Genomic DNA, 13,407 nt, shown 5'->3' with positions numbered 1-13,407 from the left:
GGTCGCTGATCGACCGAGCATCAGGGCTGCGTCACCGCCGCTGAGCGATCATCGCACCGATTTCACCTGCCATGTCACCGCTGCCCCGAGTGCGGCCAGTACCCCCACCGCCGCGAACAGCGCCGGGTATCCACCGACGGTGGAGAGAAACACACTCGCGAGCAGCGGAGCCATGGCAGGTGGAACGATCGCCCCGATGTTCATCACGCCCAGATCGGTCGCCCGACTCTCGGCGGACGGAAGAACCCCGGTCACCAGCGCCTGATCGACAGCCATGTACGCGCCGAATCCGCCGCCCAGCAACGCCGCCGAGACGAACGTGGCGTCCATCGTGGGATGCACCGCCAGGACGAAGCCGGCGACGGCCTGCATCGATGCCGCGACCGCCACGAAGATCTTGCGGCGACGCATCCTGTCCGACAACGGACCGAAGGTGAAAGTGCACACCACACAGGCGATCAGGTAGACGACGGTGACCTCGAGCAGCGATCCCGTCGGATCGGTCACTCGAAGACCGTCGGTGAGGAAGAACAGCAAGTAGCAGGTCCCGAGAGAGTTGGCCACGTTGACCAGGATTCGACCCCCGAAGGCCCACGCGAAGTCGCGGTGACGCAACGAATCGAGCAGCGATGCCACGATGCTGTGCAGGCTCAACAGCGCTGTCGGTGAGTCGGTTTCGCGATATGACAGCAGAAACGGCACCGCGCACATCAGCAGCGCGATCGCCACGGCGAGGTACCCACCCAGTACCGACAGTGCGAGTGTGGACACCAGGGCCAGGCCCGCCACCACGCCCAGAGCCTGCGGCGCGTAAATCGCACTCGACACCGTTCCGCGCTGCTCGTCCGGCACGCGGTCGGCCACCACGGCCGTCAACCCTGCTGTTGCAGCACTCAATCCGAGCATCGCCACCGACCACGCCGTCCCGATTCCGAGAACGGTACTTTGCAGCCCGGTGACCACCAACGCACCGGCGAAGAACAGGACGCCGCCGCCGAACCAGACGCGCCGTCGCCCCAACCTGCTGCGAGTGCGATCGCACAGCGATCCGCACACGGGCAGACCGACCAGGAGCACCACGGCAGAGACAGCGTTGATCACGGCGAAGTCGAACACCTTCGATTGCGGATCGATCTGTTGCAATCGCTCGGGCAGGAGCAGCTGCAGTGGAACCAGATTGGCCATCCAATAGCCCAGCCACGCCACGGAGAACACGGCAATCCAGAGTGGGCGCACCGGGGTGGTCATCGGTCAGTGTCTTCGCACGGGTGCCGCGGTTCCGTATGCACGGCGCACCACCTCGTCCAAGGTTGCCGCCAGTTGTGCGTCGGTGAGAGCACGTGGGCGCGCCACCGATGCAGCCGATAGGTATATCCCGCACAGCCATTCGAGCAGTTCTGTGTTCGACAACGCCGAAGCGAGGTCGTGACCGGTGGCCACCGACCCGTGGTGGGCCATGATGACCGCCGATGTGGACGCGATCGCCGCCACCACCGAACGTGCGAGCTCGCCGGTGCCGAACGGCGCGAACGGCACAACCGGGACGGTGCCGCCGAGAGCGAGCTGTGCGTAGTGCACCGGAGGCAGCTCGTCGGTGACGAGCGAAAGAGCCACTGCCGCAGAAGAATGCGTGTGGACCACCGCGCGCGCGTCGCTCGACTCGTAGATGCCCAGGTGCAAGCCCAGTTCCGATGTCGGCTCGTGTGCACCCGTACTCACGATGCCGTCCATCCCGACGAGCGTGACGTCCTCGATCGTGGCGTCGGCCAATACGAGGCCGGTCGCCGTCACCGCCACCACATCGTCGACACGGGCGCTCACGTTGCCTGCAGTTCCGAGAACCAGGCCCCGTCGGCCCAGTTTCCGGGCGGTCTCGGCGACGGACTCTCGGAGTTCGTCCACGTCGGCCGGCATCAGATGGTCCTGCAGGTGCGAGCGAACTTGCGAACGACCTCGAGGTCGTAGGTCCCGAAGTCGGTACCGAGACCCTGCGCGACGTGCGCGGCGGTCGCGTTGCCCAACTCCGCTGACTCGACGACGCTCATGCTCAGCGACAGGCCACGAACGAACCCTGCCGAGAACGCATCTCCGCATCCACTGGTATCCACCACGTCCACGGCGTACGCGGAAACTTCGACGGCGTCCTCGGCCGTCACGACGAGTGTGGGCGACGCCCCGGCAGTGGCGACGACGCAGGACGCACCGAGTTCGAGCAGTCGGCGGCACCCCTCCTCGAGGGTCGCACAGCCGGTCCAGCCGAGGACCTGCTCGTCGTTCGGCAGCAGGTAGTCGACGTACGGGAGTGTGGGCGCGAAAGCACCGAGGCCCTCGGGAACGGACGGTGCCAGACTGTCGACGGTGACGACGACACCGTCCTCGTGAGCGCGGCGAGCGATGTCGCGCGCGGTGTCCGGTCCGAAGAACTCGGGTCCGCCGAGATGCAGGAAGTCGACGTTGTGAAACATGTTCCACGGAACATGCTGAGCCAGATAGCCGTTGGCTCCGATCACGTGCAGAGCCGGCCGGGATCCGTCCGGCCTGATCGGCAACACCGACGCCGAGGTCTGCACCCCGTCCAGACGATGAACCATGGAGACGTCCACTCCGTCGTCGGCGAGGAGTTGGAGTAGAAACGTGCCGGCCGAATCACTTCCGACGACTCCCGCGGTGTGGACCGCGGCACCCAGCCGGGACAGCACCAACGCCGTTCCCGCGGCGGTTCCCGCGGCCGACATCGCGATCTGCTCGGCCAGAACGGCCTGCTGCCCGTCCGGAATTTCGGTCACCGGCCGCACCAGAGTGTCGAGAATGTGCACACCCAGGGTGAGTACCTCCGGCGGTACTCTCATCGGATCGACTCCGCTCGCTCGGAGAGCAGGATGGCCTCCAGAGTGCACATGGAAACGTCGAATCGCGCAGACATCCCGGCAGTGGCGACAGGCCGCACCAGGCGTCCCGCCCAGCGCGGGGAGACGTCGAACCAGAATTCGAAGGTCATCGCCGTAGAGGTACCACCACTGAGCGGCGCGAATCGAAATACGTTCGCCACGTTGGTGAGCGGCGCAAAACCCTGCCCCGAATCCACTCGCAGTCGATTCGCTTCCAGCTGCCGGACGGTCCAGGTGGCGTGAGTGGTGAAGCGGCCGAGCGCTGCCACCTCCTCGGTGTAGACACCGCCTGCGCGTGCAGTGCCGTGATGGGTGGTGACCGACCGGACGTCGGTGACCCACTCCGCATAACGACTGGTGTCACTGGTCAGTGCCCACACTTCTTCCGGGCTCACCGAAAGGGTGCGATGGGCCGAGACTACGAAGCGTTGTTCCACGAGAGTTCTCCTTCGGTCGACAGTATTTCTGCTGCTGTGTTTTCACCCGACCGCACGGCGCCGTCCATGTATCCGTTCCAGTAGTCGGAGTGTTCGGCGCCTGCCCAATGCACTCGTCCGAACACGGTGTCTCGCCACCGGCCGAGCTCGGTCAGCACTCCCGGGGCCAGCACCGCGGTGGGCCCGCCGCAGGTCCATTGCTCGCGAGTCCAGTCCAGCTCGATCCATTCGGTCGGTTCCAGGGCGCGCGGCCCCACCGCGGAGGCGAATGCGCGAAGAACCTCGCCGCGTCGTTCGGCGTCGTTACCGTCCGACCAGTTTCGGCCGCCCCGGTGGCGTGCACCCCAGGTGCCGACGAATCCCATCAGCACTCCCTGACTTCCGTCGGGCGGCGAGTTGTCGAACATCGAGGACACCGGAATGTCGCTGTCGCGAAAGAGGGCTTGCCCGGAGAGCCCACTCGCGCGCCAGAACGGTTCGGGGTACACGGCCTCGCACTTGGCCAGGCCGCCGAAGTTCATCCGCTGGAACAGCGCCTCCTGGGCTGCGGGAAGTGTTGGACTCCAGTCGATTCGGGCGGCCAGAACCGGAGGAATCGCGACGACGACCGATCCGGCGATCCACGATTCGGTATCGGTCCGTACCACCACTCGATCCGGATACTGCTCCACCCGGCGTACCGGGCTGTCGAGCCGGACGGCGTCACCGAGCTGCTCGGCCAGTGCGATCGAGATCGCCTGGGAGCCACCGACGAAGCGCCATTGTTGTGCTCCCCCAGCCACACTCATCAATCGGTCCACCGTACCGGGGGTGTACTCGTTACCCGCCCCGGCCACGTACGCCAAGCCGAAGAGCGCGGACACGTCGGCGGCCGTGCCGCCGAACACCGAGCCGAGCAGGATGTCGAGTAGCTCCACTCCACCGTCGGTGGCCGCGTGGCGACGAGCCCAGGTGGCCAGAGTTTGGGTGTCCCACTCGTGCGCACGGGGTGCATCCCACGGTCTGTCCACGGGAATCTGCCTGGTGGCTCGATCCATTCGTGCAACGAGCATCCCGACGTCGGGTAGCGAGAGGGGGTCGGGTGGGACACCACCGGCGAAGCGTCGGGCGCGTCCGTTCTTGACGTAGACGCTCGATCCGATGTCGTGGGCAGGAAACGTGGCGACGCCGACCGCGGCGGCAAGGCGAAGGATGTGATCCTGCGTCGGACCGACGAACTGCCCACCGGTCTCCACCACAGCGTCTCTGCCGATCGTATGGTTGACCGTCCTCCCGCCGACCCGATCTCGGGCTTCGAGAACCTGGACGGTCAGGCCCGCTGCTGCCAGCTCCCTGGCTGCGGTCAGACCCGCGAGCCCTGCGCCGACGACCACTACGTCCACACGCGAGGCTTCCGGAATCTCGGTCATGGGTGCTCCTTTTCAGGGCTGTTCGATGTAGCGGCGACAGTAGCTCAATATTGGCCACTAGGCCAGGATTGGCCGAAATCGCCTGCTGAAGGGCACTGCGATGGGGGCAGACGACAGCACCCCGGCTACGTTGTATCGATGACCGAAGAGCGCCGAAAGACTCGATACGCACGTGGCCAGGAGCGCCGCGACGCCCTGGTCGACGCGGCCATCGGCGTGATCGGAACGCGTGGACTCGAACGCGTCTCGTTTCGGTCCGTGGCCGACGCCGCCGGCTTCCCGCCGTCGACCACCAGCTATTTCTTCGGCTCGGTCGGCGAGCTCATCGATGCCGCGATCACTCGAATTGCCGAGAACGTGACGACGAAGGTGACCGCGCTCCTCGAGGTGGCGCACACCGGCGGCCTCACGCGCGACGATCTCGCCGACGCGATCATGGACCTGGTCTCGCTGCTCTCCTCCCCCGAGGACGACGACTCCCTCGTCCAGTTCGAGGCATACCTCGCCGTGCGCAGACGGCCCGAGCTGGCGGACTCGGTGCACCGAATCATGCGGATGATCGAGGAGGCGGCCGAAGCGGCGCTCGGGGCATTCGGCATCGCGGAACCACATCTACCGGCTCGGCATTTCCTGGCCTTGATCGACGGCTACACCCTGCACGAGATCGCCAGGCCCACACCGGGCGGAAACCGACCTGCACTGCGAGACGCGCTGTTTCGGGTCCTCGATTCGTACGATCGAACGCCCTGACTCCCGTCCGCGGTGCTACAAACCGGCGCGCTCGAGGATTTCGTCCCAGTGGAGCTCGGCCTCGGCCTCACCCATTCCGGTGGACGCGATTCGCTCGTAGTCGTCGATCAGTGAATCGGCAACGCGCTCATAGCGTTCGAACCACGCCTCTTTGTCGTCACGCCAGTAGCCGACGATGGCCAGCCGTTTCGCGGGTATGCCGATGTCACCGCGCAAGTACTTGCGTACAGCTCTCCCTGCCGAGGCCTCCCCACCGAACCAGACGTAGCCATTTCCCGCCGGTATCTCGTACGCGCGAACGGCATCGGACAATTCCGATGGTGCGCGGCCGTTTCCGGCCACCCGCCAGTCCATCGTCACCGAGGCCGCCGATCGAACGTCCAGCACGTCGTCGTCGTGAGCCACCTCGACGATCGCATGTGCGCGCAGGCCGGCAGGCAGCTGCTCGAGTGCACGGCACAGAGCCGGTAGCCCCGGTAGATCGGCGATCAACAACATCCACTCCGTGTCGGCAGGCGGCTCGCACCATGACCGAGTTCCCCACATCCCCAGCGCCGCACCCGGCTCGGCCGAGCGAGCCCAGGCCGCGGCCACCCCGCCGACGTGGTCCACGAAGTCGATCGTGATCCGGTCCCCGTCCCAGCGCCTGACGGTGTAATTGCGGCACTCACGACCCACGCCGTCATGATGAGCGAGAACTCCGTTGCGACGGGTCATCTCGGGCGGCGCACTCTCTCCGTCTGCAGGGAAGTACAGGTGGACGATCTCGTCGGGCACACCGCTCGACTCGAACCCATGCGCATCGGAGGAATCGAAGACAACGCGAATCAGCGACGGCGACAAGCGAATCGATTCGACTACTCGCGCCGTGAGGTATCCGCCCTCGTCACCTCGGCCGGCCATGACGAGGCCCTCAGCTCTGCTCGGCAGGCTCGACGAACAGCGTTTCGATGTCGTCGAGGATCAGGCCGAGGCCGATGGGATCGGACGAGTTCCACGCGCTTGCCGACACCCAGTGCACCCGATCCTGCTGTACGGCAGGCAGTGTCGACCACAGGGGTGCGTTGCTGATCGCGTCTCGTTCGGCAACGGCTCCCTCGTCCGTGTAGACGAACAAGGTGTCGGCGGACGCGAGAGTGTTCAGCGTTTCGTCCGTGATATCGATGCGGAACACACTGGGGTCCTGCTGCCCCTCGGGCTGCGCCATTCCCAACCCGCGGAAGGCAATGCTCTCTCCGGTTCCGACGCGAATCGAATACTCGCCCCGCTCACTGAGCCGCACGGCCGAGACCGGCTTGTCGGCGAGTCCTGCATCCGAGACTCGCTGCTTCAATTCGGCCATCCGATCCGCGAGGCCCTGCATCGAAGCCGCTGCCTCGGCCTGCTTCCCGAGTACCTCGCCCACGGCGGTAACGCCGTTGGACACATCGTCGAGCGACACCCCGTCGTTGTACGCGAACCCGTACGTCGGCACTCCACTGGCCGCGAGCTTGGCGTAAATTTCCTTGTTCCAGGCCTTCTCGCCTTCGCCGTCGTAGCCTGCGACCACGATGATCAGGTCCGGATCCTGAGCCAGGATTGCTTCGACGTTGGGATCGAATCCCCCGCCCTCACCGGCGATGTTCTCGACGCCGGCGGCGCGCTGGTCGACATGAGCAGGGAGCGCAAGAGGATTGAACGACGCCGCCACCGGCTTCGCGTCGAGCGAGAGCATCAGCGCCAGAGAGATGGGGTCGGCAGCGACAACTCGTGACGGCTCGGCGGGAACCTCGACCGGACCGAAGTAGTCCTGCACCGTTCTGGTGCTCGCGGCCTCGGCCGGATCCGACGGTTCCGAGGTGGCGCTCGAGCAACCGACCAGGGCGACCAGCGCCAGTGACAGTGTTCCGGCAAGTGCGTACCGCCGACGCCTCGCAGAGGCGGGCCGTCTCCTGGGACCGGTCGAGCGATTGTCGAGCACAGAATATCGAGGCATGACTGGGCAGCCTAGCCTAACTACTCGCTGCGGGGGTCTCCGTTGACCAGCAACGGCACGATGCTGCGGTGCGCGAAGGCGAGCAAGTCGTCGTACGTCTCGAGGGCAGCGCCTGCAGCAGGCGTCAACAGAATCGAATGCACGACGCGAACCACGATCTCCGGGGCATCGGGTACTGCGAAACTGTCCGAGTCCACCTCTCCCCGGGCGATCTGCGCGGCAGCGTCTATCGCGGACGCGAGCAAGGTCGACGCATTGGTCGTCAACTGTTCGAGCACCAACGCACTCTCGGAATCGAACATCTTGAGCAGAACAGGGTTGGTTCGCACCGACTCGATCGTCGTCGCGAACCCGTGCGCGGCTCGATCCGCCCGTGACGACTGTTCGGCGGCCGCGGCCGCCACCGCGACGAACAGCCTCGTCGATTCACGCGCCATGACCGCCCGCACCAGCTCGTCCTTGGAGCCGATGCGGCGGTAGACGGTCACCCGGTTGATCTTGGCGCGCTTGGCCACGTCCCCGATGGTCGTTCTGGGAATGCCGACCTCGCCGAACAACTCCAACGCGGCATCGAGGATCGGCCCGTCGTCACCGTCTGGATGCATCGTCCGATCCTAACGTCACCCTCGATCGCAGAATGCAACATTGCAACACCAATTGTTGCTATGTAGCATCGGTGTATCAGCGTCTCGACGAATGGAGCTCGAATGTCCCGCGACAGAGCGATCGACCCGAACGCGCGCCACACGGACGAGTCCTACGCGATCGTGGCCCGTGCTGTGACGTTCGACTGGACCGGCGTTCCGCTGCAATACATTCCGCACGAGTGGTACGCCACCCACTTCTGGAACGTGATGCATCTGGTGCTGCCCGAGGGCGAACGGGCGATGGCCGACGTGTTCGCCCTCGCGCTCCCCTACATCGACGACCGCAGACTGCACGAGGAAGTGGTGGGATTCGTCGGGCAGGAGGCCACTCACGCGTCCTCCCACGAAAGCTTCCGCACTTACCTCGTTGCTCACGGAGTCGACATCGAACCGATCCTGCAGCGGATTCGATTCGCGGTGGGCGTGGTGTTCGGCGACCACGGCCTCACCGGCCGCGCAGGCAAGGCATGGCTGAACGAGCGACTCGGAATCTACGCAGCGGCCGAGCACTTCACTGCCGTGGTGGGCGAATGGCTCTTGGACAACACCGAATTCGACCGCCTCGGCGTCGACCCCACGATGCTGGACCTGCTCCGCTGGCACGGCGCCGAGGAACTCGAACACCGGAACGTGGCATTCGACGCATTCCAGTACGTCGACGGTGGTGGATTTCGCCGCGCCCGCACCGCAGTGATAGCCAGTGCAGGGTTGGCCGCGTTGTGGTTCAGCACCGCCGCGTACCTGTACAAGAATTCGGTCGCCACCCCGCGCACCGGGAAACGCCGACTTCGCACCCCGTGGCCTTTCGCCTTCGCGCGAGCGTCTCGCAAGCACCTCATCCCGGGCCTGTCGTTCCTGTTCGTCCAACTCGCCCTGTACATCCGTCCGGGTTTTCACCCATCGAAGATGGGCGACATCGACAAGGCCGTGCGATACCTCGCACAGTCACCCGCTGCACTGGCTGCCCAGCAGTGACGACCACAGCAGTGACGACTACAGCGCCTCCGGTGCACAGCCATCTGGGCGAGGTCACCGTGACCGCGCCCGGCCTCGGCCTGCGGGCCGTCGGTGCCGCGTCCCGTTTCTACGCCAGGCTCGTCACCGATTCATCGATCGTGGCTGCCCTGTCCCCGGCCCGACCGCGCCGATGCGTCGGCTTCGAATTCGAGACCACCATCGACGAGACAGTCGACGAGGCCGAGGACGTGCGCTCACTGTTGCTCCGTCGCAGCGGCGGTGCTGCATTGCCGACCTGGTTGCCCGGTGCACACATCGACGTCACCACCCCGTCCGGTTCGGTGCGGCAGTACTCGCTCGCCGGACGTCCCAGCGCAGGTGATCGCTACCGCATCAGCGTCCGCAAGATACCCGGCGGCACGGCCTCCGCAGAGATCCACACCCTCTCCCTCGGCGATGTTCTGCGAGTTCGTGGACCCCGCAACGCATTCCCCATGGCCGCCGCCGAGCACTACCTCTTCGTGGCCGCCGGCATCGGCATCACCCCCATCCGGTCCATGATCGAAAAGGCAGTCGCCGACGGCATACGGTGGACGCTCTACTACCACGGAAGATCGCGTGCGAGTCTGCCGTTCGTCACCGAACTGCAGCAGATGGCACTCGTCTCACATGGTCACGTGATCGTCAGAACCGATGACGTCGAGGGACTTCCGATTCCTGCGGACATCGTCGATCTCGGAACGGGATCCTCGGCCCTGTACGTCTGCGGACCCGCGGCTCTCTCGCGCAGATTGCGCGAGGAGGCCGCCGGCAGCACCGCGGTTCGGGAATTCCACACCGAATTGTTCGCGCCTGCACCGGTGGTCGACGGCACCCCATTCGTACTGAAGCTCGACCGCTCCGGCGACACCATCGAAGTCGGTGCGCAGGAGACTGCCCTCGACGCGCTCCGAAAAATTCGGCCGGATCAACCGTTCTCGTGCCGCCAGGGCTTCTGCGGGGCCTGCGTCGTGGGGCTCGTCGGCGGCCGCGTCGAGCACCGCGACCGCGTGCTGAGCGCCACCGAGCGCGAGAATTCACTCACCCTGTGCGTCTCACGTGGCGCGGTCGACGGCGAAGTTCTCGTCCTCGATCTGTAGAAGGAGACCCTCATGACTGCAACACATTCCACTGCCGACACGGCCGTGCCGCATATCGACGTCGCTATCGTCGGCGCGGGCTTCGGAGGTCTCGGGGCCGCGATCAGGCTCGAGGAGGAAGGCCGCGGCGACTTCTTGGTCTTCGAGCGCGATACCGCCGTCGGTGGAACCTGGCACGTCAACACCTATCCCGGTGCCCAATGCGACATTCCATCGGCGCTGTATTCGTTCTCGTTCGCGCCCAATCCGAACTGGACGCGCTTGTATCCGCTGCAGCCCGAGATCGAGCAGTACCTCGACGACTGCACCGACCGGTTCGGAATCCGGAATCGAATCCGCTTCGGACACGAGGTACTCGACGCGACGTGGGACGACGAGCGAGCGCAGTGGGTGGTACGCACGAGCGGCGGGACATGGACTTCTCGGATCCTGATCGGAGCCCTCGGCCCGTTCAGTGAACCGGCCACTCCCACTATCGCAGGGCTGGATTCGTTCTCGGGCTCGGTGTTCCACTCCGCGAACTGGGACCACGACTATTGCGTGAAGGGTCGACGCCTCGCCGTCATCGGCACCGGTGCTTCGGCGGTGCAGTTCGTCCCGCGTCTGGCCCCCGAGGCCGGGCATCTCACGTTGTTCCAGCGGACACCGACGTGGATTCTTCCGCACCCCGACCGGCCCATCTCCGACTCCGCCAAATCCGTGTTCGAGAAGTTCCCGCCGGCTCAGCGCGCCATGCGTCGCGTGTTCGATCTGTTCCAGGAAGCGTTGGTGCCGGGGTTGATTCGGCACCGTTCTCTGCTGGCCCCACTGACCGCACTCGGGCGCGCGCACCTGCGGCGTCAGGTGAAGGATCCGATTCTTCGCGAGAAGCTCACGCCCTCCTATGCATTCGGTTGCAAACGGCCGACCTTCTCCAACAAGTTCTACCCGGCGCTGTGCCGCGAGAACGTCACCGTCGAGACCACCGGCATCGACGCAATCGTGCCCGAGGGAATCGTCACGACCGACGGAACGGTGCACGAGGTGGATGCGATCGTTCTCGGAACCGGCTTCACCGTCGCCGGCCACTCGGGCTTCCGACGCATCGTCGGGCGAGGCGGAACATCGCTGGCGGACGCGTGGCCGGACGGCGAGATGTCGTCGTATCGAGGGACCACGGTGCACGGTTTCCCCAACTTCTTCATGCTGCTCGGTCCCAATTCGGTGGTGTACACCTCGCAAGTCGTCACCATCGAAGCACAGGTGAACTACATCCTGGCGGCCCTGCGCGCCATGGACTCTCACGCGATCTCGGTGCTGGAAGTGACCGAGCGGGCACAGACCGAGTTCGCCGATCACACCGATGAACTACTGGCAGGGTCGGTGTGGAACTCGGGCGGATGCAGCAGTTACTACCTGAGCCCCTCGGGCCGAAACGTCACCTATTGGCCGGGTTCGGTCCGCAACTTCACTCGACGCATGTCCACCATCGAGCTCGACCACTATCACTGTCGCAGTGCGGCGGCCGGTGTGGATCCGACGCTCGTGACGACGAAGGACCTCGTATGAACACGGCGATGGACCTCACCGGCAAGGTCGCGTTGGTGACGGGTGGGGCACGCGGCATCGGAGCTGCGACCGTGGCGTCACTACTGTCCGCGGGAGTCCGAGTGGCGGTGGTGGATCGAGACTTTCCACCTGGGACTTCCGGTTCCGACAAGACACTTCACCTCGTCGGTGACGTCACCGATCCGGCAGCGATGGTGGACTGCGTCGCGGTAACGATCGACAAGTTCGGCCGCCTCGACATCGTGATCGCCAATGCCGGAATCACGCCGCCGCCCGCCACGATTCGGTCGATCGACCGCGCCGTCTTCGACTCGGTGATGGCAGTGAACTTCGGCGGCGTCCTCAACATCGTGCGCGCCGCTGCCGACGAGATCGTGGCGAGCGGCGGCCACATACTGCTCGTATCGTCCTGTGCTGCATTCACTCCCGGCATGGGCGGGTCTGCGTACATGGTGAGCAAGGCTGCCGTGGAACAGCTGGGACGCGCTCTGCGTATCGAATTCGCGGCCGTCGGCGCATCGGCCGGTCTTGCGTACTTCGGAGTGGTGGACACCGACCTGGCGCGTCACACCCTCGACGACGACCCGATCGGTCAGCGGATCGGCGGACTTCTCCCGTGGCCGCTCAGCCGACGCCTGCCGTCTCGGCGTGCAGCAGAGTTGCTCGTCCGCGCGGTCCGCACCCGTCGGGCACGACTGATAGCCCCTGCTGTGTGGACGCCGTACTTCTGGTTCCGCGGAATACTCAACCCGATTCTGGAACGTCGGCTCGTCCACGACCGTGCGATCGCCCAGATCATCCGCGACCTGGAAGATGTTCAGGCCGTCTGAAGTTGACGGAGTCGGGCGTCGACGATCTTGCTGGCGCGGGGCACGGCAAGCAGGCGTACTGCGGCGAAGTAGGCGACGAAGAGGATGACCGCCGGGATCTGCGATGTGAGCGAAGTTTCGGCGATAGCGTCGGCGGGGGCACGGTAGACGAGGACGATGCGCAGAATGGCCTCGGCCAGGAGCACGGCACCGAACCCGGCCGTCATCACCCGCTGAATCGAGCGGAACTGTGCTGACGCGGCCCAAGAGTTGTCGAATGCCCGCGCTCGGTCGGGATCACCGGCAACGGCCATAGGACGGCTGGCCTCCATCATCAACGGACGGCTGGTCGGTACGCTGGCCAATGCGACGACAGCAGCCACTAGTGCGTAGAACGCCGGGCGGACGAGGATGAATCGGGGGTCGTCGCTGGTTGCGACCAGTGCGACGCTGGCGGCAATCTCGGCGAGCACGAGAATCGAGATCCCGTCCACACCCGCTCTGCTGCGTCGACGAGTCACGAGATCACCGACGAACAACAAGGCGAGCGTTACTGCGCCGACAACTGCAGCGGTTATGTCCGACGCGCCCAGCACGACTGCCACGAGTATTGTGCCAGTCGGCACGATTGCCCCGAGTAATGCTTGTAGCCAACGAAATTCACCGCTTTCGACCCGTCCACCCAGCGCCTTACCGCCGGCGACTGCACCGCTGATGGACAGTGCCACCGTCGCCGGCATGCCGGCGTGCGAGAGCAGCAGGAAGACAACGGTCGGGAGCAGCAGATCGATGGCAATGTTGGCGATGGACGACGCGAGAATACGAGTCTTGATGGTGTTCGGCATGAC

General features: G+C 65.4%; 14 protein-coding genes. 5 read left to right on the top strand and 9 right to left on the bottom strand.

The annotated features are described in order from the left end of the window. Window positions 1–48 precede the first annotated feature (48 nt). The 5 genes from ACQR3T_RS12415 to ACQR3T_RS12395 are packed head-to-tail and all read right to left on the bottom strand — an operon-like array spanning window position 49 to window position 4,734. Window positions 49–1,248 (bottom strand): MFS transporter, encoded by a 1,200-nt coding sequence (locus tag ACQR3T_RS12415; protein ID WP_428693606.1) that lies wholly within the window; start codon window positions 1,246–1,248, stop codon window positions 49–51. A gap of 3 nt (window positions 1,249–1,251) precedes the next feature. Next, entirely contained in the window at window positions 1,252–1,914 is a 663-nt protein-coding gene (locus ACQR3T_RS12410) for a class II aldolase/adducin family protein (protein ID WP_428693605.1), read from the bottom strand. Continuing rightward, window positions 1,914–2,849 (bottom strand): carbohydrate kinase family protein, encoded by a 936-nt coding sequence (locus ACQR3T_RS12405; RefSeq protein WP_428693604.1) that lies wholly within the window; start codon window positions 2,847–2,849, stop codon window positions 1,914–1,916. Before ACQR3T_RS12405 ends, ACQR3T_RS12410 begins: the two co-directional genes overlap by 1 nt. Further along, window positions 2,846–3,325, bottom strand: a complete 480-nt coding sequence (locus ACQR3T_RS12400; protein WP_428693603.1) for an SRPBCC family protein — start codon at window positions 3,323–3,325, stop codon at window positions 2,846–2,848. Before ACQR3T_RS12400 ends, ACQR3T_RS12405 begins: the two co-directional genes overlap by 4 nt. Beyond that, window positions 3,307–4,734 carry a flavin monoamine oxidase family protein gene (locus ACQR3T_RS12395; RefSeq protein WP_428693602.1) on the bottom strand — a complete coding sequence of 476 codons (1,428 nt, stop codon included), beginning with the start codon at window positions 4,732–4,734 and terminating at the stop codon, window positions 3,307–3,309. Before ACQR3T_RS12395 ends, ACQR3T_RS12400 begins: the two co-directional genes overlap by 19 nt. A gap of 138 nt (window positions 4,735–4,872) precedes the next feature. On the opposite strand from ACQR3T_RS12395, the gene ACQR3T_RS12390 reads away from it, so the two are divergent. Further along, entirely contained in the window at window positions 4,873–5,484 is a 612-nt protein-coding gene (locus ACQR3T_RS12390) for a TetR/AcrR family transcriptional regulator (protein ID WP_052070381.1), read from the top strand. 15 nt (window positions 5,485–5,499) lie between these two features. Here the strand turns inward: ACQR3T_RS12390 and ACQR3T_RS12385 are convergent, their stop codons facing one another. Genes ACQR3T_RS12385 through ACQR3T_RS12375 form a run of 3 tightly spaced genes read right to left on the bottom strand, consistent with a single transcriptional unit; the run spans window position 5,500 to window position 8,064 of the window. Continuing rightward, entirely contained in the window at window positions 5,500–6,387 is an 888-nt protein-coding gene (locus ACQR3T_RS12385; protein WP_428693601.1) for a siderophore-interacting protein, read from the bottom strand. 10 nt (window positions 6,388–6,397) lie between these two features. Next, window positions 6,398–7,459 carry an ABC transporter substrate-binding protein gene (locus tag ACQR3T_RS12380; RefSeq protein ID WP_428693600.1) on the bottom strand — a complete coding sequence of 354 codons (1,062 nt, stop codon included), beginning with the start codon at window positions 7,457–7,459 and terminating at the stop codon, window positions 6,398–6,400. A 20-nt stretch (window positions 7,460–7,479) separates the two neighbouring features. Further along, window positions 7,480–8,064, bottom strand: a complete 585-nt coding sequence (locus tag ACQR3T_RS12375) for a TetR/AcrR family transcriptional regulator (protein WP_428693599.1) — start codon at window positions 8,062–8,064, stop codon at window positions 7,480–7,482. 102 nt (window positions 8,065–8,166) lie between these two features. On the opposite strand from ACQR3T_RS12375, the gene ACQR3T_RS12370 reads away from it, so the two are divergent. Genes ACQR3T_RS12370 through ACQR3T_RS12355 form a run of 4 tightly spaced genes read left to right on the top strand, consistent with a single transcriptional unit; the run spans window position 8,167 to window position 12,580 of the window. Beyond that, window positions 8,167–9,081: a metal-dependent hydrolase gene (locus tag ACQR3T_RS12370; protein WP_428693598.1), complete on the top strand. Its 915-nt coding sequence runs from the start codon at window positions 8,167–8,169 to the stop codon at window positions 9,079–9,081. Window positions 9,082–9,092: 11 nt separating this feature from the next. Next, window positions 9,093–10,202, top strand: coding sequence for a PDR/VanB family oxidoreductase (locus tag ACQR3T_RS12365; protein WP_428693597.1), 1,110 nt, complete (start codon window positions 9,093–9,095; stop codon window positions 10,200–10,202). Window positions 10,203–10,214: 12 nt separating this feature from the next. Next, window positions 10,215–11,750 (top strand): flavin-containing monooxygenase, encoded by a 1,536-nt coding sequence (locus ACQR3T_RS12360; protein ID WP_428693596.1) that lies wholly within the window; start codon window positions 10,215–10,217, stop codon window positions 11,748–11,750. Then, the gene (locus tag ACQR3T_RS12355; protein ID WP_428693595.1) at window positions 11,747–12,580 is read left to right on the top strand and encodes an SDR family NAD(P)-dependent oxidoreductase; all 834 of its coding nucleotides are present in this window, start codon (window positions 11,747–11,749) and stop codon (window positions 12,578–12,580) included. The genes ACQR3T_RS12360 and ACQR3T_RS12355 overlap by 4 nt, the downstream gene beginning before the upstream one ends. Here the strand turns inward: ACQR3T_RS12355 and ACQR3T_RS12350 are convergent. Continuing rightward, window positions 12,568–13,404, bottom strand: coding sequence for a VC0807 family protein (locus tag ACQR3T_RS12350; protein WP_428693594.1), 837 nt, complete (start codon window positions 13,402–13,404; stop codon window positions 12,568–12,570). The genes ACQR3T_RS12355 and ACQR3T_RS12350 overlap by 13 nt on opposite strands. Between the last annotated feature and the right edge of the window lie 3 nt (window positions 13,405–13,407).

The organism is Rhodococcus sp. IEGM1428 (genome assembly GCF_050321865.1).
Classification (GTDB): Bacteria; Actinomycetota; Actinomycetes; order Mycobacteriales; family Mycobacteriaceae; genus Rhodococcoides.
The sequence above is the reverse complement of the archived record's forward strand: the minus strand, read 5'-3'. Positions and strand labels throughout refer to the sequence as shown.

Coding starts and splice junctions, on each gene's coding strand:
- ACQR3T_RS12415 (WP_428693606.1), bottom strand. CDS start 1,248: ATGACCACCCCGGTGCGCCCACTCTGGATTGCCGTGTTCTCCGTGGCG.
- ACQR3T_RS12410 (WP_428693605.1), bottom strand. CDS start 1,914: ATGCCGGCCGACGTGGACGAACTCCGAGAGTCCGTCGCCGAGACCGCC.
- ACQR3T_RS12405 (WP_428693604.1), bottom strand. CDS start 2,849: ATGAGAGTACCGCCGGAGGTACTCACCCTGGGTGTGCACATTCTCGAC.
- ACQR3T_RS12395 (WP_428693602.1), bottom strand. CDS start 4,734: ATGACCGAGATTCCGGAAGCCTCGCGTGTGGACGTAGTGGTCGTCGGC.
- ACQR3T_RS12390 (WP_052070381.1), top strand. CDS start 4,873: ATGACCGAAGAGCGCCGAAAGACTCGATACGCACGTGGCCAGGAGCGC.
- ACQR3T_RS12385 (WP_428693601.1), bottom strand. CDS start 6,387: ATGGCCGGCCGAGGTGACGAGGGCGGATACCTCACGGCGCGAGTAGTC.
- ACQR3T_RS12380 (WP_428693600.1), bottom strand. CDS start 7,459: ATGCCTCGATATTCTGTGCTCGACAATCGCTCGACCGGTCCCAGGAGA.
- ACQR3T_RS12375 (WP_428693599.1), bottom strand. CDS start 8,064: ATGCATCCAGACGGTGACGACGGGCCGATCCTCGATGCCGCGTTGGAG.
- ACQR3T_RS12370 (WP_428693598.1), top strand. CDS start 8,167: ATGTCCCGCGACAGAGCGATCGACCCGAACGCGCGCCACACGGACGAG.
- ACQR3T_RS12360 (WP_428693596.1), top strand. CDS start 10,215: ATGACTGCAACACATTCCACTGCCGACACGGCCGTGCCGCATATCGAC.
- ACQR3T_RS12355 (WP_428693595.1), top strand. CDS start 11,747: ATGAACACGGCGATGGACCTCACCGGCAAGGTCGCGTTGGTGACGGGT.
- ACQR3T_RS12350 (WP_428693594.1), bottom strand. CDS start 13,404: ATGCCGAACACCATCAAGACTCGTATTCTCGCGTCGTCCATCGCCAAC.